The sequence below is a fragment of the Citricoccus nitrophenolicus genome, assembly GCF_047305825.1.
GTDB classification, from domain to species: Bacteria; Actinomycetota; Actinomycetes; order Actinomycetales; family Micrococcaceae; genus Citricoccus; species Citricoccus nitrophenolicus.
This window is the reverse complement of sequence record NZ_CP063070.1, coordinates 140524-166254: the sequence shown is the minus strand read 5'-3', so window position 1 is coordinate 166254 and position 25731 is coordinate 140524. Positions and strand designations below refer to the sequence as shown.

Annotated in this window: 23 protein-coding genes, 4 tRNA genes and 1 riboswitch; of the genes, 8 read left to right on the top strand and 19 right to left on the bottom strand. The window is 69.1% G+C overall.

Features of this window, described 5'->3' with window-relative positions; genetic code table 11:
• Window positions 1-14: 14 nt before the first annotated feature.
• The 10 genes from ribH to IMT31_RS00785 form a co-directional block, all read right to left on the bottom strand.
• A complete protein-coding gene (gene ribH, locus IMT31_RS00830; protein ID WP_413543450.1) occupies window positions 15-509 on the bottom strand; it encodes a 6,7-dimethyl-8-ribityllumazine synthase in 495 nt (164 codons plus the stop codon).
• Window positions 506-1834, bottom strand: a complete 1329-nt coding sequence (gene ribB, locus IMT31_RS00825; RefSeq protein WP_413543449.1) for a 3,4-dihydroxy-2-butanone-4-phosphate synthase — start codon at window positions 1832-1834, stop codon at window positions 506-508. The genes ribH and ribB overlap by 4 nt, the downstream gene beginning before the upstream one ends.
• Window positions 1831-2589: a riboflavin synthase gene (locus tag IMT31_RS00820; protein ID WP_413543448.1), complete on the bottom strand. Its 759-nt coding sequence runs from the start codon at window positions 2587-2589 to the stop codon at window positions 1831-1833. Before IMT31_RS00820 ends, ribB begins: the two co-directional genes overlap by 4 nt.
• A 36-nt stretch (window positions 2590-2625) precedes the next feature.
• Window positions 2626-3726, bottom strand: coding sequence for a bifunctional diaminohydroxyphosphoribosylaminopyrimidine deaminase/5-amino-6-(5-phosphoribosylamino)uracil reductase RibD (gene ribD / locus IMT31_RS00815; protein WP_413543447.1), 1101 nt, complete (start codon window positions 3724-3726; stop codon window positions 2626-2628).
• Entirely contained in the window at window positions 3710-4450 is a 741-nt protein-coding gene (gene pnuC, locus IMT31_RS00810; RefSeq protein ID WP_413543446.1) for a nicotinamide riboside transporter PnuC, read from the bottom strand. The genes ribD and pnuC overlap by 17 nt, the downstream gene beginning before the upstream one ends.
• A 124-nt stretch (window positions 4451-4574) precedes the next feature.
• Window positions 4575-4719, bottom strand: a riboswitch (FMN riboswitch).
• 37 nt (window positions 4720-4756) lie between these two features.
• Complete coding sequence (rpe, locus tag IMT31_RS00805) at window positions 4757-5428, bottom strand: ribulose-phosphate 3-epimerase (RefSeq protein WP_345361624.1); 672 nt, start codon at window positions 5426-5428, stop codon at window positions 4757-4759.
• 4 nt (window positions 5429-5432) lie between these two features.
• Window positions 5433-7250 (bottom strand): RsmB/NOP family class I SAM-dependent RNA methyltransferase, encoded by a 1818-nt coding sequence (locus IMT31_RS00800; protein ID WP_413543445.1) that lies wholly within the window; start codon window positions 7248-7250, stop codon window positions 5433-5435.
• Window positions 7247-8335, bottom strand: coding sequence for a methionyl-tRNA formyltransferase (locus tag IMT31_RS00795; RefSeq protein ID WP_413543444.1), 1089 nt, complete (start codon window positions 8333-8335; stop codon window positions 7247-7249). The genes IMT31_RS00800 and IMT31_RS00795 overlap by 4 nt, the downstream gene beginning before the upstream one ends.
• The gene (def, locus tag IMT31_RS00790) at window positions 8332-8889 is read right to left on the bottom strand and encodes a peptide deformylase (protein ID WP_345361630.1); all 558 of its coding nucleotides are present in this window, start codon (window positions 8887-8889) and stop codon (window positions 8332-8334) included. Before def ends, IMT31_RS00795 begins: the two co-directional genes overlap by 4 nt.
• Window positions 8886-9797 (bottom strand): cytochrome, encoded by a 912-nt coding sequence (locus tag IMT31_RS00785; protein WP_345361633.1) that lies wholly within the window; start codon window positions 9795-9797, stop codon window positions 8886-8888. Before IMT31_RS00785 ends, def begins: the two co-directional genes overlap by 4 nt.
• 215 nt (window positions 9798-10012) lie before the next feature.
• On the opposite strand from IMT31_RS00785, the gene IMT31_RS00780 reads away from it, so the two are divergent.
• From IMT31_RS00780 to IMT31_RS00765, 4 genes are all read left to right on the top strand, one after another.
• Window positions 10013-10086 (top strand) — tRNA-Gly (locus IMT31_RS00780).
• 18 nt (window positions 10087-10104) lie between these two features.
• Window positions 10105-10175: transfer RNA gene (locus IMT31_RS00775), tRNA-Cys, on the top strand.
• A 68-nt stretch (window positions 10176-10243) separates the two neighbouring features.
• Window positions 10244-10315: transfer RNA gene (locus IMT31_RS00770), tRNA-Val, on the top strand.
• 35 nt (window positions 10316-10350) lie between these two features.
• Window positions 10351-10424 (top strand) — tRNA-Gly (locus tag IMT31_RS00765).
• Window positions 10425-10633: 209 nt separating this feature from the next.
• Here the strand turns inward: IMT31_RS00765 and zapE are convergent.
• Window positions 10634-11734 carry a cell division protein ZapE gene (gene zapE / locus IMT31_RS00760; RefSeq protein WP_345361636.1) on the bottom strand — a complete coding sequence of 367 codons (1101 nt, stop codon included), beginning with the start codon at window positions 11732-11734 and terminating at the stop codon, window positions 10634-10636.
• A gap of 169 nt (window positions 11735-11903) precedes the next feature.
• Between zapE and IMT31_RS00755 the strand changes: the two genes are divergently transcribed.
• The 3 genes from IMT31_RS00755 to IMT31_RS00745 are packed head-to-tail and all read left to right on the top strand — an operon-like array spanning window position 11904 to window position 13866.
• Window positions 11904-12824, top strand: a complete 921-nt coding sequence (locus IMT31_RS00755) for a sulfurtransferase (RefSeq protein ID WP_413543443.1) — start codon at window positions 11904-11906, stop codon at window positions 12822-12824.
• Entirely contained in the window at window positions 12821-13303 is a 483-nt protein-coding gene (locus IMT31_RS00750; protein ID WP_345361641.1) for a SufE family protein, read from the top strand. Before IMT31_RS00755 ends, IMT31_RS00750 begins: the two co-directional genes overlap by 4 nt.
• Window positions 13304-13314: 11 nt before the next feature.
• Window positions 13315-13866, top strand: a complete 552-nt coding sequence (locus IMT31_RS00745; protein ID WP_345361644.1) for an aminoacyl-tRNA deacylase — start codon at window positions 13315-13317, stop codon at window positions 13864-13866.
• A gap of 69 nt (window positions 13867-13935) precedes the next feature.
• Here IMT31_RS00745 and IMT31_RS00740 read toward each other — a convergent pair whose 3' ends face one another.
• The 5 genes from IMT31_RS00740 to IMT31_RS00720 form a co-directional block, all read right to left on the bottom strand.
• A complete protein-coding gene (locus IMT31_RS00740) occupies window positions 13936-14691 on the bottom strand; it encodes a GOLPH3/VPS74 family protein (RefSeq protein ID WP_345361647.1) in 756 nt (251 codons plus the stop codon).
• Between the two features lie 32 nt (window positions 14692-14723).
• Complete coding sequence (gene pgsA / locus IMT31_RS00735) at window positions 14724-15383, bottom strand: phosphatidylinositol phosphate synthase (protein WP_413543442.1); 660 nt, start codon at window positions 15381-15383, stop codon at window positions 14724-14726.
• Window positions 15383-16015 carry an HIT family protein gene (locus tag IMT31_RS00730; protein WP_413543441.1) on the bottom strand — a complete coding sequence of 211 codons (633 nt, stop codon included), beginning with the start codon at window positions 16013-16015 and terminating at the stop codon, window positions 15383-15385. Before IMT31_RS00730 ends, pgsA begins: the two co-directional genes overlap by 1 nt.
• The gene (thrS, locus tag IMT31_RS00725) at window positions 16012-18036 is read right to left on the bottom strand and encodes a threonine--tRNA ligase (protein ID WP_413543440.1); all 2025 of its coding nucleotides are present in this window, start codon (window positions 18034-18036) and stop codon (window positions 16012-16014) included. Before thrS ends, IMT31_RS00730 begins: the two co-directional genes overlap by 4 nt.
• Window positions 18037-18206: 170 nt before the next feature.
• Window positions 18207-19880 (bottom strand): DUF222 domain-containing protein, encoded by a 1674-nt coding sequence (locus IMT31_RS00720; protein WP_413543439.1) that lies wholly within the window; start codon window positions 19878-19880, stop codon window positions 18207-18209.
• Between the two features lie 242 nt (window positions 19881-20122).
• On the opposite strand from IMT31_RS00720, the gene IMT31_RS00715 reads away from it, so the two are divergent.
• Window positions 20123-20785, top strand: a complete 663-nt coding sequence (locus IMT31_RS00715; RefSeq protein WP_413543438.1) for a dihydrofolate reductase family protein — start codon at window positions 20123-20125, stop codon at window positions 20783-20785.
• 18 nt (window positions 20786-20803) lie between these two features.
• Here the strand turns inward: IMT31_RS00715 and IMT31_RS00710 are convergent, their stop codons facing one another.
• The 3 genes from IMT31_RS00710 to IMT31_RS00700 are packed head-to-tail and all read right to left on the bottom strand — an operon-like array spanning window position 20804 to window position 25521.
• Window positions 20804-21256 carry an SRPBCC family protein gene (locus IMT31_RS00710; protein ID WP_345361665.1) on the bottom strand — a complete coding sequence of 151 codons (453 nt, stop codon included), beginning with the start codon at window positions 21254-21256 and terminating at the stop codon, window positions 20804-20806.
• Window positions 21257-21313: 57 nt separating this feature from the next.
• Entirely contained in the window at window positions 21314-25192 is a 3879-nt protein-coding gene (locus tag IMT31_RS00705; RefSeq protein WP_413543437.1) for a DNA polymerase III subunit alpha, read from the bottom strand.
• Complete coding sequence (locus IMT31_RS00700) at window positions 25192-25521, bottom strand: DUF6504 family protein (protein ID WP_413543436.1); 330 nt, start codon at window positions 25519-25521, stop codon at window positions 25192-25194. The genes IMT31_RS00705 and IMT31_RS00700 overlap by 1 nt, the downstream gene beginning before the upstream one ends.
• Window positions 25522-25731: the final 210 nt, after the last annotated feature.

The following is a 25731-nucleotide window of genomic DNA, read 5'->3' as shown; positions in this document are numbered from 1 at the left end:
TAACCGGTGCCCTCCTATGTGACGGGACGCAGGACGAGTTCCGTCAGGACGGCAGCCTGGAAGGCCTCATACCCCTTGTCCTCGCTGGACCCCTCGAGCCCGGAACGATCCAGGGCCTGCTCCTCCGTGTCGCACGTGAGCACGCCGAAGCCCACCGGGGTGCCGGTCCGCACGGACACATCCACGAGGCCCTGCGTGGCCCCGGAGCAGACGTATTCGAAATGGGGCGTGCCTCCCCGGATCACCACCCCGAGGGCCACCACGGCGTCGAACCGCGCGGCGAGCCGGGACGCCGCGACGGGCAGTTCGAAGGTCCCTGGGACCCTGACCTCGGTGATCGGGATCCCCGCCTCGGCCGCGGCCCGGCGGGCACCGTCCAGCAGCCCCTCCATGACCTGCTCGTGCCATTGCGCGGCCACCACGGCGACCCGCAGGTCCGCTGGACCTGCCGTCGCCGGGCCATGGTTCAGCTGGGCGTCCAGTCCCTGGGGTGCTCCGTGTCCGCTCATCGGGTTCCTCCTGTGGTGTTGACGGTGGTGTTGCCGGTGGTGTTGACGGTGGTGTTGGTACTCGTCCGTTCGGGAATGAGGTCTCCGGCCAGCCGGTGGGCCATGCGGTCCCGCTTGGTGGTCAGGTAACGGCGGTTGTGCTCCGTGACAGGCGCCGGGCTCGGGACGACCTCGGTCACGGTGATGCCCTCGCGTTCCAGCTGGTCCGCCTTGTCCGGGTTGTTGGTCACCAGTCGGATGTGATCCAGGCCCAGCCGCTGCAGGATCCCGGCGGCGGAACGGTAGCTGCGCGCATCCGCCGGCAGGCCCAGGTGCTCGTTGGCGGCCACCGTGTCCATCCCGGAGTCCTGGAGGGCGTAGGCCAGGATCTTGTTGGCCAGGCCGATCCCCCGGCCCTCGTGTCCCCGCAGGTAGATGACGGTACCGCCCTCGGCCATCGCCTGGTGCAGGGCATGGTCCAGCTGGGCCCCGCAGTCACACCGTTCGGAACCGAAGACGTCCCCCGTCAGGCACTCGGAGTGGAGGCGCACCAGCGGCCTGTCCGGCTCCTGTCCGCCCGTCGGCGCCTGGAGCACCACGTGCTCGGCCCCGGTCTCCGGGTCCGGGTGGACCGAGACACGGAAGGTCCCGTAGCGGGTCGGCAGGTCGACAGTCGGGGTGCTGGTATCCGGTACCGCCGGCACCTCGGGCTGTCCCGCGGGACCGAGATAGGACACCAGGTCCTCGATGGTGACCAACGGCATGCCGTGCCGGTCCGCGAAGTCGCGCAACGCGGGCAGACGCATCATGGTGCCGTCATCGTGGACCAGTTCCGCGATGGCCCCCACCGGTGCGCGGCCGGCCAGCCGGCTCAGGTCCACTGCGGCCTCGGTGTGCCCACGCCGCTCGGCCACGCCGCCGGAGGCCGCCACGAGGGGGAAAACGTGCCCCGGACGGCTGATCAGGTCAGCCGTGGACGACGGGTCGGCCAGGACCTTGAGGGTGATGGCACGGTCCGCGGCGGAGATCCCCGTGGTGGTCCCGGCGATGGCATCGCAGCTGACGGTATAGGCCGTGCCCTTGGGGTCCTCGTTCCGCGCCGTCATGGGCGGCAGGTCCATGCGGTCGGCCACGGAGGCCGGCATCGGCGCGCACAGCACACCCGAGGTGTGGCGCACGGTCAGGGCCACGGTCTCGGGGGTGGCGGCGTCCGCCGCGAACACGATGTCCCCCTCGTTCTCCCGGTCCTCGTCATCCACCACGACGGCGGCCCGGCCGGCCGCGATGGCCGCGATCGCCTCCTCGATGGAGTCCAGCCGAATGGCGCCTGCTCCCCCCGCGCTCATCGAAGGCCCCCCGCAGCACGGTCATGGTCTGCCAACCGGGCAGCGTACTTCGCCACCACGTCCACCTCGAGGTTGACCCGGTCACCCACGGTGCGCGCCCCCAGGGTGGTCTGGGCCAGGGTGGCGGGAATGACGCCGATCTCGAACCAGTCCTCGCTCCCGTCAGGACTGTCAGGACCGTCAGGACCGTCAGGACAGTCAGGGCCGTCAGGCCTGTCAGGGCCGTCAGGACCGTCAGGACCGTCAGGACCCCGCAGATTGTCCCCCACGCCTGGCGTGTTGACGCCGGTGACGGTGAGCGAGACGCCGTCCACGGCGATGGATCCCTTCTCCGCCACGTAGCGTCCGAGGTCGGCGGGCAGGGACACTCGGATCAGCCGCCAGTCACCGTGGACCTCGATCTTGGCGATGCTGCCGGTTCCGTCCACGTGGCCCTGCACGATGTGCCCGTCGAAGCGCCCCGCGGCGGGCATGCACCGTTCCAGGTTGACCCGGTCTCCGATGGCCAGTCCGCCGGTGGTGGTGCGGCGCAGGGATTCTCCGATGACGTCCACCACCACACTGTCAGCGGGTACCCCGCCGACCCCCGGCGCCCCGGTGGCGGTGAGGCAGGTTCCGTTGACGGCGATCGAGCCGCCCGGTGGCAGGTCGGCGACCGACTCCGGGGCGTGAATGGTCAGGCGCGCGGTGTCCTGCTCGGCGTGGAGCTCCAGCGCCGTGACGGTTCCGAGCTCGGTGATGATTCCGGTGAACATGGGGTTTCCTTCGGGCAGTTCAGAGACGTGTGGGTTTCAGTGGGCCGCGTAGTGCAGCAGGACGTCCTCTCCAAGACGGCTGAGGGCGCCGTTCTCGGCCAGGTCCAGCTGCAGGCTCACGGCCTGGGTGAGGGTGGTCAGTTGTGGCAGGTCGAGGCCGGTGGGCCCGCCACCGAGCACCAGGGGGGCCTGATAGACGAACATCTCGTCCACGAGCCCCGCCCCGAGCCAGGCGGCGAGCACGGTGGGGCCGCCCTCGATGAGGACGTGGCCCGGGCGGGCTCCTCCGTGGGGCCAGGAGATCCGAGACTCCGCGAGGCGGTCGAGCACGGCCTGGGGCTCATGGTCGAGCACATGGATCCAGTCGCGTGGCCCACCCTTCGGCCCGCTGCGCAGGGCTGCGTCCCCGGGGACACCGCGCCGGCCCTGGACCACGGGGACCGGTTGGAGGGGCAGATCCTGACCGGCGGCGTTCCGGGCTGTGAGCCGAGGGTCGTCCGCCGCCACGGTTCCGGTGCCCACCACGATCGCGTCCACCCGGGACCGCACAGCGTGGGCATGCCGGCGTGACTCGATCCCGGTGATCCACTGGCTGGTGCCGTCGGCTGCGGCCACGCGCCCGTCCAAGGACTGCGCCAGGTGTGCCGTGACGAACGGGCGTCCGGATTCACGGCCCTGTACCCACCGGGGGTTCAACCCGTCGGCTCCGGAGGCCGCCGTGGCGTCCGGTGCGAGCTGTTCCACGTCCAGCCCGGACCGACGCAGTCGAGCCGCACCGCCGCCGTCGGGCCCCGTGGGGTCCGCTACCGCGTACCGCACCCGGCGGATCCCGGAAGCGAGGATGGCCTCGGTGCAGGGACCGGTGGAGCCGAAGTGGTCGCAGGGTTCCAGCGTGACCCAGAGGGTGGCCCCGGCCTGCGGGATCCGTGAGGCTGCAGCGAACCGTTCCAGCGCGCTGACCTCCGCGTGGGCCGTGCCCCGTCCTCGGTGGAATCCTGTGGCCAGCACCGTCCCGTCCGGGGCGGTCACCACGGCACCCACGAGTGGGTTGGCGCCGCGGTGCCCACCGAGGGCCTCGCGCACGGCCAGGGACATCGGCTCGACCGTGCCGGCGATGGCGTTACCGGGCGCTGTCATGGACTCGCACGGTGGGATCGGGCATGACCGTCTCGACCTCGGGCTTCTCATGGGTCTTGGCACGCATCCAGACAAAGAAGCCGATCAGGGTGAAGGCCCCGTAGAACATGTACATGAACGCGCTGGCGTAGTAGCCGGCGCTGAACAGCAGGGGAACCCCCACCACGTCCACCGCCACCCACACGAGCCAGAACTCGACCCAGCCCCGGGCCATGCCGTAGGTGGCGACGAGAGATCCGACGAAGGTCCAGGCGTCTGCCCAGACCGGCTCGTAGGACCCCAGCGCGGCGAACAGCGGGGTGAGGGCCACGGTACCGATCACCATGGTCGCCACGATGCCGATGCGTGCCGGGATCCCGGCCCACTGCGGGGCGATCGCCGTCCCGTCCTGCTCCGATGCGTTCTCCCGCCCAGCGCGCTCTGCCCGGGCCCGGCGCCACTGCACCCAGCCGTACACCGAGACGGCGATGAACATGACCTGACGGCCCGCCTGACCCAGCAGGGTGGCGGTGTCCGCCCCGCCGAACAGGCCGGACAGGAACACCGTGAGCAGGATGACGTTGCCGATGATGCCGACGGGCCACGCCCAGACCTTGCGGCGCATGCCGCCCAAGGCCGAGGCCAGACCGAAGATGTTGCCGAACACCTCACGCATCAACAGGCCGCCTCCGGCGACCGGGATGTACCAGTTGAAGATGTCGACGAGCCACCGCATGAAATCCATGAATCCTCCTTCGGAACGCGGCGGCTCCGGGGGTTCATGCTGCGTTGATCGACGTTCCGTGGAACGGTCCCGGGTACGCCTGACGGCCTACCGCAAGACCGCACCGACCGGAACAGCGGTGCTGCACGTGCTTCTCCCATCCAGACTTTAACTGTCGGTACCGGAATTCCACCGGTTCAACCGCTGGTCGGTGGCCACGGGTGTGGGCCGACGCGCGGGTCGCGGACTATGACCGCCGGTTCGGATTTACACCGACCCCGGAGCACGATGCATCAGATTCTGCCACAACGGCTGGGCGATCCGCGCCTAGCGAAGAGGCGTACGACGCAATTCTTCAATTGCGGCCGCCGGATCCTCTGCCCCGTACACCGCCGAGCCGGCCACGAACACGTCCGCCCCGGCCTCCGCGGCGCGCAGGATCGTCTCCGAGGTCACCCCTCCGTCCACCTGCAACGCCACCGGGATCCCGGTGCCGTCCAGGGCCTCGCGGGCCCGCCGGATCTTGGGCAGCACCACGTCCAGGAACGGCTGCCCACCGAAACCGGGTTCCACGGTCATGATCAGCAGCAGGTCCAACTCCTCGAGCAGATCCAGATAGGGCTCGACGGCGGTCGCCGGCTTGAGGGCCATCCCCGCCTTCGCGCCCCGAGCCCGAAGCTCACGGGCCAGCCGGACCGGAGCGGCCGCCGCCTCGGCGTGGAAGGTCACCGACTCGGCCCCGGCCTCGGCGTACTCCGGTGCCCAGCGGTCCGCATCCTCGATCATCAGGTGGACGTCCAGCGGCAGGCTCGTGGCCTGCCGGATGGCCTTGACCACGGGCAGGCCGAGGGTGAGGTTGGGGACGAAGTGGTTGTCCATGACATCCACGTGGACCGCGTCCGAGTTCTGGATGCGGGCGAGTTCCTCGGCGAGCCGTGCGAAGTCGGCCGAGAGGATGGACGGGTGGATGTGGATGGTACGGTCCGTTGCTGGCGTCATGTGCTCAGTCCTCGGTCTTTCGGATACCGGACTTGCGGAACAGGGCCATGAACATCGCATCCGTGGAGTGCAGATGGGGCCAGAGCTGGGTGGTGCCGCCGGTGCCGAAGCCGGGGTGGCCGGAGGCGCCGGACGCCTCACTCAGGCCGGGAGCAACCTCGGAGAGGTAGGACGTGGTGTCCAGCAGTTCCATTTCTGGGTGGCGCTTGAGCGCGTCCTGCACCTGGAACACCGTCTCGGCCGGATGCGGGGAGCAGGTCACGTAGCCCAGGACTCCCCCGGGCCTCAGCGCGTCCACAGCCGAGTCCAGGAGTTGGCGCTGAAGCTCCGTCAGCGGGCCCAGATCGGAGGGCTGACGGCGCCACCGCGACTCCGGCCGGCGGCGCAGGGCCCCCAGCCCAGTGCAGGGGGCGTCCACGAGGACACGATCGAAGGAGGCGGTGTGCTCGGGGTCAAGTTCCCGCCCGTCGCCGCAGCGCACCGACCACGCTGACGGTGCGTTGTCCTGGGAATCACCGGAGTCACCAGAGTCCGGATGCCGGGGCACCGCCTCCAAGGCCCGTTCGACCAGACGGACGCGGTGCTCCGCCGGCTCGTTCGCCAGCAGGCTGGCCCCGCGCTGCCGGGCCAGCGCCGCGAGCAGTGCGGCCTTACCCCCGGGACCGGCACAGAGGTCCAGCCAGCGCTCGGGCTCGGTGCCGTGACCGGCGCCATCCCGCCCGGCGCCTCCACCCAGGGGAACCCGCGTCAGGGCATGGGCCGTGAGCTGCGAGCCGACGTCCTGGATGCGGACGGTGCCCTCCTTCACGCCGGGCAACCGGCCGGCGTCGCCCCCGTGGTACAAGGCCGAGCCGGGCGCCAGCGGGCCCGACTCCGCTCCGGCCTCCAACACCGGGCCAAGGTCCCCCAGACCCGGCAGGGCCACGAGGTTGACCACCGGAGCGGCATTGTCCGCCTCCAGCAGGGCCACGAGCTCCGCGTGGAGACGATCCGCCGGACGGCCGTGATTGGCCAGCGACTGCCGCAGTGCCCGGATGATCCAGACCGGGTGGGAATGACGGATGGCGAGCACCTCGTCCGGGGCGGCCCCGGTATCGCTGCCACTGGCACGGTCGCGGTCACGGGCACTGCCGCCGGCACTGGCACTGGCACCGGGCCCCAGCGGTGCCACCTGATCCAGCCAGGTGTCCCGATCCTTCGCCGTGACCTTGCGCAGGACGGCGTTGACGAAACCGGACGGACCCGCGCCGATCTGATCACGGACCAGGGCCACCGTGGAGTCGAGCGCCGCGTGGGCCGGCACCCGCATATTGAGCAGCTGATGAGCACCGAGGCGTAGGGCGTCCAGCACGGGACGGTCCAGTTGCGCCAGAGGCCGGTCTACGCAGGCGGCCAGGACGGCATCGTAGAGGCCCTGACCGCGCAGGGCCCCGTAGGCCAATTCGGTGGCGAAACCAGCGTCGCGCTGGTCGAGCCGGTGGGCCGCGATCCGCCCTGGCAGCACGAGATTGGCGTACGCATCGTCACGACTGACCGCCGTCAGGGTCTCAAAGGCCGCCAGCCGTGCCGGGTCGGCCTGCCGTTTGCGCTTCGACGGCGCGGCAGCAGAGAACTGCCGCGGTCCACCGGAGGTGCCGCGGTTGCGGGTGTGACCCTTCTCGTCACGGCGCTCCTGCCGCCCGCTCTGGTTTCCGCCATGGTTTCCATTTCCGCCATGGTTTCCACTCTGGCTTCCACGCTGGTAGCCACCCTGCTGCTTCTGGCCCTGAGACTTGCTCCCCCGGGAATCCCCGGGCCCGCCGCCCCGCCGCTCTGCGGTCATGACGTCTCCTTCTCTGCCGTCGTGTCAGCCGTTGTGTGAGCTGTTGTGTCAGCTGTCGTGCCTGCTGCCGTGTCTCTCGACGGGGAATCCGCTGAGCGGAACCGAGCCCCTGCGGGCAGGCCACGGGCCCAATCGGCGGCCGTCATGGGCTTCTTGCCGGCCGGCTGGACCTGGACCAGGCGCACCGCGGCATCGGCGCACTGCAGATGGACGGTCCTGCGGCCCCGCACCAGCTCGCCGACGACTCCCGTGCGCTCGCCCGCCGAACCCGGGACCGCATCGGCCACCTCCTCGGCGACGGCCCCGGCGAGCTTGACTCGCACCGGCGACTCCGGGCCGTCCAACCACGCCCAGGCCCCTGGCTCCGGCGTGGTCCCGTTGATGCGGGCTGCCACCTCGGCCGCCGGGCTGGCCGGATCGATGAACCCGTCGGACTGGTCGAGCTTGGGGGCGAAGGACGGCGTCCCTCGCTGGGGCTCGGCGGTGGCCGTGCCGGCCAGAATGTCCGCGAGAGTCCGGGCCAGGAGGCCCGCGCCGGACAGGGCCAGGTCCGCCAGAACCTCCCCAGAGGTCTCCCCGGGGACCAGATCCCGGGCGATCCTCGAGAACACCGGGCCTGTGTCCAGGCCCTCCTCGAGCTGGAACACACATGCGCCGGTCTGCGTCTCCTGCCGGAGCACCGCGTGCTGCACGGGGGCCGCGCCGCGATAGGCGGGCAACAGGGAGAAATGCAGGTTCACCCAACCGTGACGGGGCAACGTGAGTCCGGCGGCGGGCACCAGGGCGCCATAGGCCACCACGGCTGCCGCGTCCAATTCCAACGCGGCGATGCGCTCGAGCGTCTCCCGGCCCGCCTCCCCCGTCAACCGGGAGGCATGGAGCACCGGCAGACCCAGCTCGGCGGCGCGAGCCGCCACGGGCGAGGGAGTCAGGATCTTCTTGCGGCCCACCGGGGCGTCCGGCCGGGTCAGGACGGCCGCCACGGTGAAGCCGGCCTCCACGAGTGCGTCCAGGGAGGGGACAGCGGTTTCAGGGGTGCCGGCGAAGAGGATCCGGTGCTCCGCATGGGAGGGGGCGGCACTCACCGGAGCCCTCCGAAACTGGAGCTGATGGTGGCGGCCCGGTCAGCCCGGGTGGAGGTGGCGATCCGCCCGAAGGCAGGGTCTCGGAGCTTGCGCCGGGAGTCCTTACGGTCCTCGCCGGTGAGTCGATCGATGTACAGCATCCCCTCGAGGTGGTCCACCTCGTGCTGGAAGCATCGAGCTGTCAGCCCCGTTCCGCGATATTCGACGGGCTGCCCGTCCTGGTCAGTGCCGGTGACAGTGGACTCGGCGAAACGTTCGGGGTTGTAGTGCAGTCCCGGCACGGAGAGGCATCCCTCCCCGGGTTCGGTCTCCACGTCCCCACCGGTCTGCAGGACCGGATTGATCACGTGTCCGCGCTGGCCCTCCACGTCGAAGGTGAAGATCCTCAGCCCCACGCCGACCTGGGGTGCAGCCAGACCCACGCCGCCGACGTCGTCCATGGTCTCGAACATGTTCTGCACCAGCCGGTGCAGGTCACGCTCTCCCCCCACCACCGGCTCGGAGGCGGTGCGGAGCACGGGATCGGGGACGGTGCGAATGGGCAGTACGGTCACCCGCCCACCTTAGCCGTGGTGGCCGTGGTGCCGCCTCCACCCCGGGGACCAGACTGCTCACTGGCGGTGGGCGGCGGCGGCCCGAGGGGGCGCAGGGCGGGTCCGGCACTGTCCGCGGCCTGGGCGTAGCCCCAGACCTGACGCAGGGCCCAGAACTTCCGCCAGTGCTCGGGCAACACCTGGGGATTGGCCTGGTGCGCCACCACCTCGGTCTGCCCCAGGGCGACGCCGAGCAGCACGGGGGCATCCCCGTACTGCCACGGCTCCCACGTACCCGCCGCAGGGTCCACGAGGGATTCCTCCGCCTTGAGGCCGGCCACGAGTTGCATGACCACCTTGGCATCGAGTGGCTTGACCCTGCCATCGCGACCAGTGCCCTTGGTCTTGTAGTCGATGATGCAGGTCCGCCCACCGATCGAGGCCACGAGGTCCAGGGTGCCGGCGTACCCCACGGTGCCGTTCCATACGGTCAGCTCGGTGGCCAGCGGGCGGACCTCGAAGAGATCCCACCACTCGTCGAAACGATCCGCATAGGCCGCCTCGCCGTGCTCCGCCAGCACCTCGCGCATCTGGGCCATCTCATGGGGACGGCCCAGGGCACGCAGGCCCACCTGTTCCGCGTAGTTGTGGACGCGGTCACCGCGCGCAGCCGCGTCATCCCGGAATCGTTCGGCCGCGTTGGAGGCCTGCTTGGCCACCGTCTTGAGCTGTGGCCGCGAACCGACCGCCTGGGGCAGACGGGGATCCTCGATCACCGCTGTAGCCGCCATGTGACCCACCCAGCCGCTGAGATCGGTGTTCTGCTGGGCGATCACCGTGGTGATGGACGGCACCTCGGGAACGCCGGACAGACTCCGCGCGTACATGCGTCCGTATTCGGTCTGGTGAGCGAGCTGGGGTTGCGTCATGGTCATCCATTCTCCCACCGGTTGCGGACGGGATATGCCCGGACAGGCGTGATCTGGCGCGCGGTGTGGCGGGCGACGGCGATGAGCTGACAGCCAGGACACAGGGCCGAACACGCCGCGAGATGCACCGATTGGACGTTCCCGCGCAGAGTGCACTAGAGTGATCTCTCGTTGGAAATCACGGTGACTGGTTTTTCCAGTCACCGGTTTTCTGTGCGGATGTAGCTCAGTTGGCTAGAGCGCCACCTTGCCAAGGTGGAGGTCGCGAGTTCGAATCTCGTCATCCGCTCGCAAGTCTCCAATCCCTGGTGGGGTGGCCGAGAGGCGAGGCAACGGCCTGCAAAGCCGTGTACGCGGGTTCGAATCCCGTCCCCACCTCGCATCGGTTTTCGTCCGTTAGGATGGGGACCTGCATCTCAGCGGTTCTGGTTCTCCAGGACTGATGGGCGCGATTAGCGCAGCGGTAGCGCGCTTCCCTGACACGGAAGAGGTCACTGGTTCGATCCCAGTATCGCGCACGGACAGGATCCCGATTCCGGGATAGCCTGGTCCTGCGGATGTAGCTCAGTTGGCTAGAGCGCCACCTTGCCAAGGTGGAGGTCGCGAGTTCGAATCTCGTCATCCGCTCCCCTAGAACAATGGCCGCTCCTGATCGGGAGCGGCCATTGTTGTCTCAGCACTGGTCTGGGCATCAGCGTTGGCGGCGTCCGCCGGCATCCACCGGGTATCCGAGGCCGCGTAGAACGTCCGGAGTGTCGTTCCGCCAGTCCAGCAGAGCCCCACGTTGCAGGAGTGGGGAACGGGCGGAGCGGGGAGCGGGCGGAGCGGGGAGCGGACTACAGCCCCGTCTCCCCCATCTGTCCCTCACGGACCAGGGCGGTCATGCGGGAGACGGTGCGGAAGTACTTCTTAAGGTAGCCACCGTTCATCATCTCCTCGGTGAAGAGCTGGTCGAACGGCACGCCTGAGGCGATCACCGGCACGTCCTTGTCATACAGCCGGTCGGCGAGGACCACGAAGCGCAGCGCCATGGCCTGTTCGGAGATGGTCTCCACGTTGTGCAGCACCATCACGTCCACGTCCTCCACCATCTTGCGGTAGCGGCTCGGGTGGACGCGGGACAGGTTCGCGGTCAGGGCGGCGAAGTCGTCCTCGGAGACGACGGCGGCGTCCGGGAAACGCTCGGCCCGCACCTTCTCGAGCTGGTCGTCCTCCAGCGGAGCGGGTGCTGCGGAGAGTCCGCGGTGGCGGTAGTCCTCGCCATCCACGCGGATCACGTCGAACTGTTCAGCCAGGACCTGGATCTCGCGTTTGAAGTCCTGAGCCGCGAAGCGCCCGTCGCCCAACGAACCGGGCAGCGTGTTGGAGGTGGCCACGAGCTTCACGCCGGCATCGGCGAGCTCCCGCATCAATCGGGACATCAGCACGGTGTCACCCGGATCGTCCAGCTCGAACTCGTCAATGCAGACGAGTTTGTACTCCTTGAGCACGTCCACGGTCTTGCGGAAGGACAATGCCCCCACCAGGTTGGTGTACTCCACGAACGTCCCGAAGGCCTTGGGGCCCGGGGCGGCATGCCAGGTGGAGGCCAGCAGGTGGGTCTTGCCCACGCCGAAGCCGCCGTCGAGGTAGATGCCGGTGGTACCCGCAGTTCCCTTCTTCCCGGACTTGCCGCCCGACTTGCCACCCGACCTGCCACCCTTCAGAAAGCCGAGAAGGCCACCGCCGGAGCTGCCGCCGGACCCACCGCGGTTGGTGATGGAGGCCGCGAAGTCCCGCAGCCTACCGACGGCCTCGGCCTGGGACGGGTGGGACGGATCGGGAATGTAGGTGTCGAAGGACACCTCCCCGAAACGATAGGAGGGGTGGAACCCGGCGAGCAGGTCCTCGGCGGACACCTGCGGGGTGCGGTCGGCGAGGTGGACGATCTCGGCCACGGGCTACTCCATCCTTGAGGGTGACGGTTCTTGGGCTGGTGAACGGCGCTGAAAGATGCTGCTGAAGACTGCTGGAGACTGCTGGAGACTGCGCCGGTAACTCTACCGCCGCCCAGGGAAGGGTCGCCTCACTGAATACCTCCCGCCACTGTGGCGTAATGTACGCACCATGACTGCGGATTCCACCCACACCCCCGGCACCTCTACCGACGCAACCGATTTCTCTGACTACGCCCATCCGGAGAAGCTCGTCTCCACCCAGTGGGTGGCCGACCACTCGGGCGACGAGAACGTGGTGGTCCTCGAGTCCAACGAGGACACCCTGCTGTACTCCACGGGGCATATCCCGGGCGCGCTGAAAATCGATTGGCACACGGAGCTCAACGATCCGGTCACCCGTGACTTCGTGGGCCCCGAGGACTTCACCCGGGTGCTGGGGTCCAAGGGCATCGGCCGGGACACGACGGTGGTGTTCTACGGTGACAAGTCCAACTGGTGGGCCGCCTACGCGCTCTGGGTCTTCACCCTCTACGGTCACGTCGACACGCGGCTGATGAACGGCGGCCGGGACAAGTGGATCGCCGAAGGCCGGGAGACCACCCGGGACGTCCCGGCGGTCACCGCAGTGGACTACCCCGTCATCGGACGTGACGACGAGACCGAGCGTGCCTCCCGCGAGGACGTGCTGAATCACTTCGGCTCCCCCCTCGTGGACGTCCGTTCTCCCCTGGAGTACACGGGCGAGACCACCCACATGGACGGCTACCCGCAGGAGGGCACCCTGCGCGGAGGCCACATCCCGTCTGCCGCCTCCGTGCCCTGGGCACGCGCCGCCAACGAGGACGGTACGTTCAAGTCCCGCGCGGAGTTGGAGCAGATCTACAAGGTCGAGGCCGGCGTGGGTGAGTCGGATGACGTGGTGGCGTACTGCCGCATCGGTGAGCGCTCGTCCCACACCTGGTTCGTGCTGCGTCACCTGCTCGGCTACGAGAAGGTCCGCAATTACGACGGGTCCTGGACCGAGTGGGGCAACTCCGTGCGCCTGCCGATCGCCGTGGGCACCGAGCCGGGCGAGGCGCCGGCCCGATGAGCATCCCCGCGAAGCTGCAGGAGATCATCGACGACTTCCAGGCCGTGCCCGACGCGGAGAAGCTCGAGCTCCTGCTGGAGTTCTCCGACGAGCTGCCGGCCCTGCCACCGCGTTATGACGGTCACCAGGAGGAGATGGAACAGGTGGTGGAGTGTCAGACCCCCTTGTTCCTCGCCCTCGAGTTGGAGCCGGCACCGGAGGCGCCGTCAGGCACAGCAGGGCACGACGACGGCCAGTCGACCGATCCTCTCGTCCGCCTGTTCGTCTCGGCACCTCCGGAGGCCCCGACGACCCGGGGCTTCGCCTCGGTGTTGTCCCAGGGTCTCGACGGGATCCCCGCCGCTGAGGTCCTGGCGATCCCCGAGGACCTGGCCAGCCGGCTGGGGCTGCAGAAGGCCCTGACCCCGCTGCGCCTGCGCGGCATGTCCGCCCTGCTGGGCCGCATCAAGCGCAACGTGTCCCTCCGCCTGGCGGCCTGAGGCTCAAGGGCATGGCGCGGCAGCCCACCGCTGCGACGCCGGCTCTCGCTGCACTGCTGCGGGCCGGCGTCGCGTTCGAGGTCGTGGAATTCGAGGTTCCCGAGGCCGGCCTGCAGGCATCGGCCTCCCCGGGAACGGGCACCTCGGCCGGCTACGGCCTGCAAGCCGCGGCGGCCCTCGGAGAGGACCCTCGGGCGGTGTTCAAGACGCTGATGGTTCAGAGTCCGGACGGCGCTCTGGCCGTAGGGGTCGTCCCGGCGGCGGGTACCCTGAACCTCAAGACCCTGGCCGTTGCCCTGAACGTCAAGAAGGTCACCATGGCCGATCCGGCACTGGCCGAGAGGCGCACCGGATATGTGGTCGGTGGGATCTCTCCCCTGGGCCAACGGCACCCATCTCCCGTGGTGCTGGACTCCTCGGCCCTGGCCCTGCCCACGATCCTCGTCTCCGGAGGCCAGCGCGGTCTGGACGTCAGGCTCGCCCCCGAGGACCTGATCCGCACCCTGACCGCCACTGTGCCCGCCACGGTGCCTGCCACGGTGGCGGACATCGCCTCGCCCTGAACCGGTCGTCAGGCGGCCTGAGCCTCGCTCAACCCGCCTTTCCCAGCGCGTCCCGCCCCGCCAGACTCTTCAGTCCAGGGCCGAGGCCCCGCCCGTGGTGGCGGTGAGCGCCTCGGCCACCGCGTTCTCGGTGGCCATCAGGGCCTCCGCCATGGACTGCTGCGTGGCAGGACTCCCCGTGGGGGTGAGGGCAGCGGCACGGATTTGTGCCTTGTCCACGTCCGGGAAGAGGCGATGCAGGAGTCGCGTGGTGCGCAACAGGGAGATGAGGGGCCACGTGAGGTCGTCAGCCGGGACTCCGTCCATCAGCACGGCCCGGATCCGCTCGCGCAGCTCCCGCTCGAAGTGATGGTCCCGTTCCATATAGCGGGTGCGGTGGAAGATCCACAGCACGGTGCTGTCCCCCTCCTCCACGATCCGTCGCTTGACCAGCGAGGCGGCCACCGCATCGCGCAATGACTGACGGGAGAACCGGTTGATCCACTGTTCGGCGTCCCGGTGTCGGGTGAATGCGTTGATGATGTCCCAGACCTGCTCCAGTGGCCATTCGAGATCCGTGGTGCGTGCCCATACCGGCGGGTTGCGGTCAGCCGCGAAGACCTGGTCCGGGTGCTCGATCGAACGCACAGTGGTGGCCGTCACCTCGAGCCGGCCCCGGCGCGCCAACTCGGTGATCGCGGCGCCCGCGATGCCCATGCCGGCGGTCGGCCCATCCAGCAGCAACCGCCCCTTCTTCTCGTCCAGACTGAGCAGGAGGAAGTACTCGGGGATGTTCAAGGGACGGTCGGTGACAGCATCGTTGCTGCCGGTGATGGGCTCGCTCATGCCCCCATTGTGACGCAAGGGTCCATGCCAGGTCAGGAGCTGGGCGGTGGTTCCGTGCCGTCCTCTGCAGCCGACTGGGTCTGCTGGGCCCGACGTGCCTGCCGGTACACCGTCACCATACGTTGGCCCACCGTGACGGCGGACGCCACAGCCAGCAGCGTCAGCACCACGGTCAGCACCAGTGGATTCAGCCCCAGACCGGTGAGGCCGGCGAACACCAGCGTCACGACGAGCCGTTCGGCCCGTTCGGCGATGCCCGTGTTGGCCTCGAAGCCCAGCGCCTCGGCCTTGGCGCGAACGTAGGAGACCAGCATGCCCAACGCCAGGCTGGCACCGGCGGCCGCCCCGGCGATCCACGAGTCCCCGGCGCCGAAGAACCACAGCATCAGCCCCAGGAAGACTGCCGCGTCCTGAACACGGTCGAGCGTGGAGTCCAGGAAATTCCCCCACCGCCCGGTGGTGCCGGCCAATCGGGCCATCACGCCGTCCAGGACGTCCGAGAAGACGAACAGGGTGATCACCATGGTTCCCCAGAACAGCTCCCCCAGGGGGAACAGCACCAAGGCCCCGAGGACCACCCCGAGCGTGCCCACGACCGTCACGGCATCCGCCGAGACTCCGCGCGCCAGCAAGAACCTGGCCACCGGCGTGAAGATCCGGGCGAACAGTGCCCGCGCATAGCGGTTGAGCATCAGCCGCCCTGCCGGGCGTCGAACTCGGCCTCGGCCGCTGCCCAGGCCCCGGACACGGCGGAACGCACCGTGTCCAGGGTGACCGTGATGTTCTTGGTCTCCGCGATGATCGGCAGGAAGTTCCCGTCCCCACCCCAGCGCGGGACGATGTGCTGGTGGAGGTGGGCGGCGATGCCTGCACCTCCGGTCTTGCCCTGGTTCATCCCCAGGTTGAAGCCGGTGGCCCGGGCCGTGCCCCGCAGCGCGATCATCGCCACCTGAGACAGTCGGGCCAGCTCAGCGGTCTCCTCGAGACTCAGGTCCGTGTAGTCGGGCACGTGGCGGTAGGGACAGACCAACAGGTGACCGGCGTTGTACGGGTAGAGGTTGCACAGCACGTACGCGGTACGGCCGCGGGCCACGATCAGCGATTGTTCGTCCGAGCGGCCGGGCGCGGCGCAGAACGGGCACGTCGACTCGCCACTGACCTGGTCCTGCCCGCCGCGTACGTAGGCCATCCGGTGCGGGTTCCACAATCTCTGGAAGCCGTCCGGCGTCCCGGCGAGCTGGAATCCGTCGGTGACAGACTGGTCCGTCCCGGCCTCGTCGGAGGCCCGGTCGCTCTCGGTGACCGGGCCGTCGTCGTGCCTCATTGGGTCTCCCGGTTCCTCACAGCGGCCACGATGCGCTCTACGGCCTCGCCTACCGGCACCCCGTTGTCCTGGCTGCCGTCACGGAAGCGGAAGGAGACCGCGCCCGCCTCGGCGTCCTCACCACCGGCGATGAGGACGAAGGGCACCTTCTCCTTGGAGGCGGTGCGGATCTTCTTCGGGAAGCGATCCGAGCCGTCATCGAGGCGGGCGCGGATCCCCTGGGCCTTGAGCTGGTCCACGACGTCGGCCAGATAGTCGTTGAAGGCCTCGGCCACCGGGATGGCCACGACCTGCTCCGGCGCCAGCCAGGCGGGAAAGGCGCCGGCATAGTGCTCGGTCAGCAGGCCGAGGAAACGCTCGACGGACCCGAACAGGGCCCGGTGGATCATCACCGGACGCTGGCGTGAGCCGTCCGCCGCCTGGTATTCCAGGTCGAACCGCTCCGGCAGGTTGAAATCGAGCTGGATCGTGGACATCTGCCAGGTGCGCCCGATGGCGTCCTTCGCCTGAACCGAGATCTTCGGGCCATAGAAGGCGGCACCGCCCGGATCCGGGACCAGGTCCAGGCCTGAGGCCGTGGCGACCTCCTCGAGGGTGCGGGTGGCCTCCTCCCAGACGGCATCCTCGCCGACGTACTTCTCCGGGTCCTTGGAGGAGAGCTCGAGGTAGAAGTCATCGAGGCCGTAGTCCTTGAGCAGGTCCAGGACGAAGGTGAGCGTGGTGGTCAGCTCCTCCTTCATCTGCTCCTTGGTGCAGTAGATGTGGGCGTCGTCCTGGGTCATGCCACGCACACGAGTCAGCCCGTGCACCACGCCGGACTTCTCATACCGGTACACGGCACCGAACTCGAACATGCGCAGCGGCAGCTCACGGTAGCTGCGTCCTCGCGAGGCGAAGATCAGGTTGTGCATGGGGCAGTTCATGGGCTTGAGGTAGTAGTTCTGCCCCTGCTTGGTGATCTCCCCCGTCACCGGATCGCGCTGCTCATCGATCTGCATGGGCGGGAACATGCCGTCCGCGTACCAGTCCAGGTGCCCCGAGACCTCGTACAGATGCTGCTTGGTGATGTGGGGGGTGTAGACGAACTCGTAGCCGGCCTCGGTATGGCGCCGGCGCGAGTAGTCCTCCATCTCCTTGCGGATGATGCCGCCCCGCGGGTGGAACACGGGCAGGCCGGAACCGAGCTCCTCGGGGAAGGAGAACAGGTCCAGCTCGGCGCCGAGCCGGCGGTGATCGCGCCGTTCGGCCTCGGCCAGCCGCTCCTGGTAGGCCTTGAGGTCTTCTTTGGTGGGCCACGCCGTGCCGTAGATGCGCTGCAACTGCTTGTTGTTCTCGTCCCCGAGCCAGTAGGCGGCGGCCGAGCGGGTCAGCGCGAAGGCGTTGGAGATCAGCTTGGTGTTCGGCAGGTGAGGGCCGCGGCAGAGGTCGCACCAGATGGTGTCCCCGGACTTGCGATCCACATTGTCATAGATGGTGATCTCGCCGGCGCCCACCTCGATGCTGGCACCCTCGCCGACGGCCTCTGCATCATCCTGCTTACCCAGCAGTTCCAGCTTGTAGGGCTCGTCTGCCATGGCCTGACGCGCCTCGTCCTCCGTGACGACGCGGCGGGAGAAGGTCTGGGTCGAGTTGATGATCTTCTGCATCATCTTCTCGAGGGTCTTGAGGTCCTCCGGGGTGAAGGGCTCGGCCACGTCGAAATCGAAGTAGAAGCCGTCCGTGATGTACGGTCCGATGCCCAGCTTGGCGTCCGGACGCAGCTGCTGTACGGCCTGGGCCATCACGTGGGCGGTGGAGTGACGCAGGACGTTCAACCCGTCCTGTTCGCTGATGTCCACGCCCACCACATCGGCACCGGCCGGGACCTGCCGGCTCAGGTCCTGCAACTCGCCGTCCACGCGCATGACCACAGTGGTCTTCTGGTCGGCGAAGAGCTCCGTGCCCGTGCTCCCCGAGGTCACCTCCCGCTGCTCCGAGTTGACGGTGATGGTGATCTGCTCGTTCTGCAACGCCTCGGACACGGTCCGGTTCCTCCTCAGGTAGGGCTTCTGAGCTGGTGGCATACGGTGGCCACCGCCAGCCACGGGCCATTCTAGGGCAGTCGCATGACAGCAGCCGTCCTGGCTCGGACGTCCTGGCTCGGAGCTGCCGTCCAGAACTCCAGCCGTCCGGGCGCTGGCTGGTCCTGGTGTCAATCCGGCGGGTCAGCGGTGCCGCCGCTCCGGTACCGGTTCCGGCGAGCGCGCTGAGTGTGATCCAGATACGGCGCGGGGATGAACCACGGGACCCCGCTGCGGACAGAGATCTCCCAGGCGTCCGAATGCACCGCGTGGTGATGGTGGGAACACAACAGGACCCCATTCTCCACGGAGGTCGACCCACCGCGTTCCCAGTGGTCGATGTGGTGGGCCTCGCACCACGGCGCCGGAATGGAGCAGTTCGGTGCCGCGCACCCACCATCCCGTGCCACCAGCGCCTGGCGGAGCCTGCGGGGGAAGAGTCTCTGAGCTCGCCCGATGTCCAGGATCTGCCCCTCGCCGCCCAGGACCACGGGGATCAGGTCCGCATCACAGGCCCATTGCCGGATGAACCGCGGTGGGATGGGACCCACATAGGCCGCCTGGGACAGTACGGTGTTCGCCGCGTTGGACTGGTGCACGCGACTGAGCAGGGAGTCGTGATCGATCGTCACGAGCACCTGCGGCCTGGAACCACCGCTGGAGGGCAAGTCGGACAGATCGGCCAAGGCCAGGGCACCGGTCAGCGCGCTGATGAGGCCGTCCAATTGCCTCTGCCCCGAGCTGCGGGGATCCAGTACCGCCTGGTCGACGGAGTTCGCGTCTTCGGAGTCAGCCGCTTCGGGGCCGACGCACTCAGGGCCAGGGGCCCGGGGGTTCGAGGCCGCCGCTGCCACGGTCTGCAGGAGCTCATGCTGACCGTCCGCGGCCATGATCTCCCACCGGTGCAGACCATTGCTGTGGCCCCTTCTCCGCCCCCGGTAGAACAATCCCTGCTCATGGTTGAGTTCGGCCTCGGTCGGTTCGCGGCCGTCAGGGTTGAAGAGGGCGTCGAACCGTTGCCGCCAATGACCACAGATCTTGGACAGGGTCTCCGGGTCCACATCCTGCGCATGGGTCACCAGGAGCCGTTCACCGGCCACCAGCTGCTCGTCCACGAGGTCCGGTGGCGCCTCTGCCAGCGCCGCATCCCGCCGCGCGGTGTTCAACGTGGTGGCGATGAGGTCTGCCGCGGAGAGATCCGTCCCCGCGTGCTGCACCGACTCTGAGAGCACGGGCAGACGCGGAGGAATGGTCTGGGTGTGGTCCACGGTGCGCGTGGGCATGACGTGCCCGGCCCGCTCGACTCGCCGCTTGGCCTCGCGCCGGTCGATGTGCAGGTGCTCCCGGAGGTAGTCCTGCGCATGGCGGAAGGCGGTTTTCCCGGGCGGTATGCCCAGGATCTCCTCGCGGAGGTCCGGTATCTCGAAGATCCTCTCGACGTGTCCGGCCAGTGCGGTCTGTGAGGCACCGAGACTCCGGGAGAGCCGTTCGACGGCTGTGGTGACCTCCGGCAGGACTCCCCGGGGGACGCTGCCCACCTCGGTGCAGTCGAGGCCTTCCCCAGCGCCTTGTCGGCCGGAGCCTGCGCCGTCCGCACCTTCTCCCGTGCCGCCGGCCCTGTCATCAGCGTAGAGGCCCCATTCTGCGGAACGGTCCCGCTGGGATCCGTGGTGAAACCGCGGTAGGTCGTCCATGAAGTCCGGCGTGGACAGGCGCTCCGTCAGCTCCTCGGCCAGCTCCAGGGCCCAGGCGAGGAGATCTGGGGTAGGCAGGGCGCCGACGTCGTGCGGTAGGGAATCTGTCATGCCGCCCACCTCCCACTGCTGCCCTGGCCCGATTCCGACTAGTACACATATTCGAACACGCGGGGCGGACGGGATAAAGCAGCCGACGGCCGACGGTGGACAACCCTGCGGAGGGTGTCCCCTGTGGAGGACTCCGAGCCGCACCTCGCCACCCCGGGCTGTCTGCCGTGTCCCGGGTCTGGCGCACCGTGACCCGGCATCCCTACACTCGGGCCAGCATCAGCCCCACCAGGAGAACAGCCATGACCTCCAGCACGTCCCACCGCCCTCAGCGGCTCAAGGTTCAGAACTTCTTCGTCTCCCGGGACGGCGTGGCGGCCGGGGAGGACCAGAGCCTGGAATGCCCCTTCGGTCACGTTGACCCGGGACCGCTGACAGTGTGGGCCGTGGAGACCGCCAGCTGGCCCAACCGCGCGGAGGCCGGCGGGTCCCGAGGGTTGGACGACCACATCGTGCGGGACTTCCACCACAACATCGGCGCCGAGATCATGGGCAGCCACAAGTTCAGCCCCTACCGAGGCCCGTGGGAGAACGAGGACTGGAAGGGATGGTGGGGTGAGAACCCACCGTTCCACACCCCGGTGTTCGTCCTGACTCATCACACCCGGCCGTCGTTCTCGCTCGGTGACACGACCTTTCACTTCCTCGACGCCAGCCCACCGGAGGCGCTCAGGATCGCGCAACAGGCAGCCGACGGCAAGGATGTCCGCCTCGGCGGGGGCGTCACCACGGTGCTGGAGTTCGTTGCCGCGGGCCTCGTGGACGAGTTGCACATCGCCGTGGCACCTCACGAGATCGGCTCCGGGCTACGGCTGTGGGACTCTCCCGTCGACCTCGAGGACCAGTACCTCCATGAGAGCGCCCTCAGCCCCAGCGGGGTGGAACACCACTTCTTCTGGCGGTAGGTGTCGCTTCGGCCGCAATCACTCCTGGGCGTCGAGCACCGCGAGCAGATGGCGGTTTCGCTGCCGGATGAGTCGCCGGAGATAGGGCACCAGCACCAGCCTCTCGGCGAGTCGGCCGAACACCGGTGAGGTCAGGGTGACCGTATCCGTCATCACCGTCCTCCCGCCCACCTCGCGATACTCGTGCACGTGGCGGAAGGAACGGAAGGGGCCGGAGACCTGCTCGTCGACGAAGCGGCGCGGCTGGTCGTACTCGGTGATCTGTGAGGTCATGGTGAACCAGATCCCGAAGTGCCGGGCTCGCCAGGTGACCGTCTCCCCGAGGGAGATGGCCCCTGTGGTCACACCGCCGATGGCCTGCTCACCGGAATCGGCCATCGACCCCAGATGTTCATCGATGCTGAGAGAGACCTTGAAGAGCCGTTCCGTGGAATGGGCGGACCTCGTCTCCACCGTGAAGGTGCTTGTCATGGATCGATCGTCGCACGGACCACCGTCCGGTCGTGACCTGACCCTGATCTGGCCTGCTCAGTCATCCGGCGTCGGCAGCAGCTCCCAGGTCTCCGGGTGTGGCACGGGAACTGCACGGTGGGCCGCAGACTCCCATGAGGGTGCCTGGTAGACCCCGGTCGTCCTGTTCCCACCCGTTGCGGAGGCACCGGCCGGAACCCCGACCGGCCCGCGCACCTTGATGGGCCAGGCCCCGGTGTCATGGTGCGGAATCTCGCGGTCGGCACCCCGGCGCGCCCCACCGGTGTCCTGCTCCTGGGCGGCTGAGGAGACGGCCGGACCCCACGGCACCGCAGCCGGCCGTCCGGTGGCCCGGTCCCGGTCCCGGCGCAGCCAGGCCCTCCACTGGTCTCGGGTGGAGTCCAGGTAGTCCGGGTCCGGCAGGGAGTCCGGCCGGTGCAGGTCCCACGCCCGGATGGCCTGCAGGCTGATGGCCTTCGGCCCGGTGCGCCGAGTGGTGCCCTCGATCAGCATCAGCCGGGAGGAGAACAGCATCTCCCCGGTCTCGTGCTGGGCCTCCGTGAAGAAGGAGGCGTCCACACACCCGGTGCCGTCGTCCACGGAGATGAACACCACCCGCTTGCCGCTGCGCATCGGCGGGGTCTGCGTGGCCACCCGCACTCCGGCCACGAGCACCCTCGACTGCGACCGCAGGCTCAGCAGGTCCTCTGCGGCCGTCACCCCGAGCGCGTCCAGGTACGGCCGGTGCGACTCCATCAGGTGCGCGGTCAGGTCCATCGCGGTCAGGTCGAGCTCCGTGCGCACCTGCTGGTCCCGGCTCGGATCCGGGAACATCGGCACGATCGCCGCCGCCTCGGTGTCCGGCAGCTCGAGAGAGAGCTGTCCGTCCACCTGCCGATGCCCGGGCCGCTTCTTCCGCCCCGAGGGCCCCTCGGTGTCTCCGCCATGCTGCAGCTCCAGATGGTGCACCAGGTCCGTGCGCGAGGCCCCACCCGGCGGCAGCAGGCAATCCAGGGCCCCGAGTTGCGCCAGCCGCTCGAGGTTCCTCCTCGTCGGCCGCGCCCGGTCGCGCACATCGGCCAGCGAGGTGTACGGCTGCCCCGCCACGATCCGGGCGGTCTCCGCCTCACTCAGCCCGGACAGCGAGGTCAGTGCGAGTCGGATCCCCCAGCGTCCGGGAACACGCCCGTCACCATCCCCGGACACGACGCCGGCCACCCGGCTCCCAGCGTCCGGTGCGCCGGCAGCGGCACCGGACCGGCCGGCGTCGGACATCTCCGGGTGCGCCGGCACCCACTCGAGCCGGAACCTGTCCGTGGAGGCGTTGACGTCCACGGGCAGCACGGGGATACCCATCCGGCGGGCCTCGGCAATCATCAGGCGGCGCGGGTACATGCCGGGATCGTGCTCGAAGATGCCGGCCAGGAACGCCTCGGGGTGGTGGGTCTTGAGCCAGGCCGAGTGATAGGTGGGCACGGCGAAGGCGGCGCCGTGGGCCTTGCAGAAGCCGAAGGAGCCGAAGGCGTGCAGGGTCCCCCAGACCTGGTCGATGACCTTCAGCGGGTAGTTCCGCGCCAGCGCCTCGGCCCGGAAGAACTCCTCCACCACGTGCTCCTGCGGCCCGCCGATCTGGCGGCGGAACTCATCCGCCTTCGCCAGCCCGCACCCGGTCATCACGTTGAAGGTCCGCAGCACCTGCTCGTGGAACACGGTCACCCCGTGGGTCTCGGCGAGCACGGGCTCCAGGTTCCGGTGCGGATACCGCGCCTCGGAGAAACCGTGCCGCTGTTCGAGGAAGGGCCGCACCATGTCCGACTGCATGGGGCCGGGGCGGAACAGCGAGATGTCGATGATCAGGTCGTTGAACTCGGTGGGGGCCATCTTCCCGATCAGCTCTCGCTGCCCCGGGGACTCGATCTGGAAGATCCCGAGGGTATGGGTGGTGCGGATCATCTCGAAGGTCGTCTCGTCGTCGAAGGGCACCTGCTCCAGGTCCACCCGCTGCCCCGTGGTCCGCGCGATCTCATCCAGCGTGTAGGCGATGGTCGACTGCATGCGCACCCCGAGCACATCCAGTTTGAGCAGGCCCATCGGGTCCATATCGTGCTTGTCGAACTGACTCATCGGCAGCCCGATCCCGGAGGGCTGCACGGGAGTGCGATCCAACAGGGCAGCGTCTCCGAGGATCACCCCGCACGGGTGCATGGCGATGTGCCGCGGCAACCGGTCCAACCGCTCCGTGAGATCCACGAGCAGGTCCAGCTGCTGCTGCCCGGCCGCGCGGCCGGAGGCGACCTGATCGGCGAAGCCGCGCAGCTCCGGCATCCGGTCCATGGCCTCGCGGAAGCTCGAGGCGGAGAAGCGCCACAGCTGCTTGGCGATCGTGTCCACCTGCTCCGGCTCCATGCCCAGCGCCATCCCCGCATCCCGTACCGCGCCACGTGCCCGGTAACCGTTCTGCATGCTCATCAACGTGGTGCGCTCGGCCCCGAACCGCTCGAACAGGGCGTGGTAGACATCATGCCGGCGGGCCGATTCCACATCGATGTCGATATCCGGCAGGGTCGAACGGTCATGGGAGAGGAAGCGCTCGAAGATCAACTCATGCCGCATCGGGTCCACGTTGGAGATCCGCAACAGATGATTGACCAGCGAGGACGCCCCGGACCCACGCGCCGAGACCCGCACCCCCATGCCCTCGATCATCCGCACCACCTCGGCCACGGTGAGGAAATAGCTGGCGAAGCCGAGCCGGTTGATGATCTCCAGTTCATGCTCCAGGCGCGTCTCCAGATCTTGACCGGCTCGCGATGGTGAGAAGCGGCTCCCCGTGTAGAGCTCCGGGAAACGCGCCCCGGCCCCGGAGAGGGAGCGGTTCCGCAACTCGGCGACCGGGTCCCCGTCAATCCCCAGGACCGAGGCCTCCGGCACCGTGGGCCTCCCCCACCCCAGGTCCGCCTCAGGATCCATCCGGCAGGCCTCGGCCAGGGCATGGGTGTCCCCCAGCAGTGCGGCGGTCCCCTCGGCGCCGCTGCCCTCGCCGTTCGCTGCGCGGCAGATCTCCCGGGCGATCTGGTGCATGGCCCCGGCCGGCTTCAGCCATCCCTGACCGTTGGGCTGGAGATCGCTCAGCGCCTCCAGGGAGCTGAGCGCGCGGGCAGCGTCCAGGACGTCCGCGGTGGCGGCCCCGTCCGGGGTGGCGTAGCGCACCGCGTTGGTCAGCACCGCCGGTACGTGCACGTCCCGGGCGGCCCGCAGCATCTTCACGGCGTGCGGTGCGGAGAGCTTCTCCCCCGGCGGCGAGAGATGGCACACCACCTCCACCCGCAGCGTCCCCGCAGGCAGGGCAGCCTTCCAGCGGCGCAGCAGCGCCCGGCCGGCGGTGTACTTGCGCGCTGCCATCAGGTGTCCGACGCCGGATCCCGGTCCCAGCAGCACGAACAGTTCCGGTGGGGCGCCGTGGTGCCTGCCGGCGGACCACTGGGCCAGTTCATCGATCGTGACGTACGGTGATCCACCTGCTGAGCCGCCCGTGGTGTGGGCGTGCGCGGCCGAGATGAGCCGGACGAGGGCTCGGTAGCCGGTGCCGCCGGTGCCACCGCGCGCCAGCACCACCACCCGGCCGGCTGCTGCGGGCAGCCCAGCACTGAGCAGCCCCGCACTGGATGGCCCCGTGCCGGCGTCCGGCGTGCCGTTCTGCCAGCGCACCGCCAGGTCCACCCCGAGCACCGGGGCCAGGCCGTGCTCGAGGCAGGCGCCCACGTGCTTGGCCGTGCCGTACAGCCCGTCCCGATCCGTACAGGCCAGCACCTCCGCGCCGTCCGCCGCGGCGGCCGCAGCCAGCTCGGCCGGCCAGGACACCCCGTAGTGGGAGCTGAAGGCCGTGGCCACGTTGAGGTGCGGAAAACCGCCACGGGCACCGGAGGCAGCGACCATCAGGCGCTCTCTCGAAGGCGCACGGCGGCGCCGTCATGGACGCGGACCAGCCTCCAGCGGCCCGAATCGAGGTGGTGGGAGAGGTCCAGCGTCAGCAGGGGCGCGTTGCGGACCTTCTCCAGCCGGACCTGGACCCGCCAGACCTCGTGGTCCACCAGCCCGGCGCCGCGGCCCCGTTCGGCCCGCTGTTCCTCGGTCCACCACTTGCGCCGCTCGTACCAGCGCACCGGATCCGCGGCGAGCACATAGTCCCGCCCGCTCCACTGCAGATGCTGCGGGAGCCCTGCCGTGGTGCATCGAACGGTGACCGATTGAGTGAAGATTCCCATGGGACGTGATTCCTGACCTGTTCTCGTTGTGACTTCTCATGCCGTGTTCCTCCCCTCCGGCGAGCGGCCGGCGGGGTTCGTCCGGAACGGCCCGGGCCGGCGTCGGGCCCTGCCGTCTGGGAAGGAACGGCAGAACAGACGCCGGGGCGTTCCGGCGGGGCGGTGGGAAGTGAAACGGCCGACGGGAAGACCCGGCCACACCCACCATGG

Bases quoted from the DNA above. Each gene is read 5' to 3' on its own strand.
- IMT31_RS00800 (WP_413543445.1), bottom strand. From the start codon at position 7,250: ATGACCGCAGAGCGGCGGGGCGGCGGGCCCGGGGATTCCCGGGGGAGC.
- IMT31_RS00820 (WP_413543448.1), bottom strand. From the start codon at position 2,589: ATGTTCACCGGAATCATCACCGAGCTCGGAACCGTCACGGCGCTGGAG.
- IMT31_RS00755 (WP_413543443.1), top strand. From the start codon at position 11,904: ATGACTGCGGATTCCACCCACACCCCCGGCACCTCTACCGACGCAACC.
- ribD (WP_413543447.1), bottom strand. From the start codon at position 3,726: ATGACAGCGCCCGGTAACGCCATCGCCGGCACGGTCGAGCCGATGTCC.
- IMT31_RS00745 (WP_345361644.1), top strand. From the start codon at position 13,315: ATGGCGCGGCAGCCCACCGCTGCGACGCCGGCTCTCGCTGCACTGCTG.
- ribH (WP_413543450.1), bottom strand. From the start codon at position 509: ATGAGCGGACACGGAGCACCCCAGGGACTGGACGCCCAGCTGAACCAT.
- IMT31_RS00720 (WP_413543439.1), bottom strand. From the start codon at position 19,880: ATGACAGATTCCCTACCGCACGACGTCGGCGCCCTGCCTACCCCAGAT.
- rpe (WP_345361624.1), bottom strand. From the start codon at position 5,428: ATGACGCCAGCAACGGACCGTACCATCCACATCCACCCGTCCATCCTC.
- ribB (WP_413543449.1), bottom strand. From the start codon at position 1,834: ATGAGCGCGGGGGGAGCAGGCGCCATTCGGCTGGACTCCATCGAGGAG.
- IMT31_RS00750 (WP_345361641.1), top strand. From the start codon at position 12,821: ATGAGCATCCCCGCGAAGCTGCAGGAGATCATCGACGACTTCCAGGCC.
- IMT31_RS00700 (WP_413543436.1), bottom strand. From the start codon at position 25,521: ATGGGAATCTTCACTCAATCGGTCACCGTTCGATGCACCACGGCAGGG.
- pnuC (WP_413543446.1), bottom strand. From the start codon at position 4,450: ATGGATTTCATGCGGTGGCTCGTCGACATCTTCAACTGGTACATCCCG.
- pgsA (WP_413543442.1), bottom strand. From the start codon at position 15,383: ATGCTCAACCGCTATGCGCGGGCACTGTTCGCCCGGATCTTCACGCCG.
- IMT31_RS00705 (WP_413543437.1), bottom strand. From the start codon at position 25,192: ATGGTCGCTGCCTCCGGTGCCCGTGGCGGTTTTCCGCACCTCAACGTG.
- IMT31_RS00710 (WP_345361665.1), bottom strand. From the start codon at position 21,256: ATGACAAGCACCTTCACGGTGGAGACGAGGTCCGCCCATTCCACGGAA.
- IMT31_RS00740 (WP_345361647.1), bottom strand. From the start codon at position 14,691: ATGAGCGAGCCCATCACCGGCAGCAACGATGCTGTCACCGACCGTCCC.
- IMT31_RS00730 (WP_413543441.1), bottom strand. From the start codon at position 16,015: ATGAGGCACGACGACGGCCCGGTCACCGAGAGCGACCGGGCCTCCGAC.
- IMT31_RS00715 (WP_413543438.1), top strand. From the start codon at position 20,123: ATGACCTCCAGCACGTCCCACCGCCCTCAGCGGCTCAAGGTTCAGAAC.
- IMT31_RS00785 (WP_345361633.1), bottom strand. From the start codon at position 9,797: ATGACGCAACCCCAGCTCGCTCACCAGACCGAATACGGACGCATGTAC.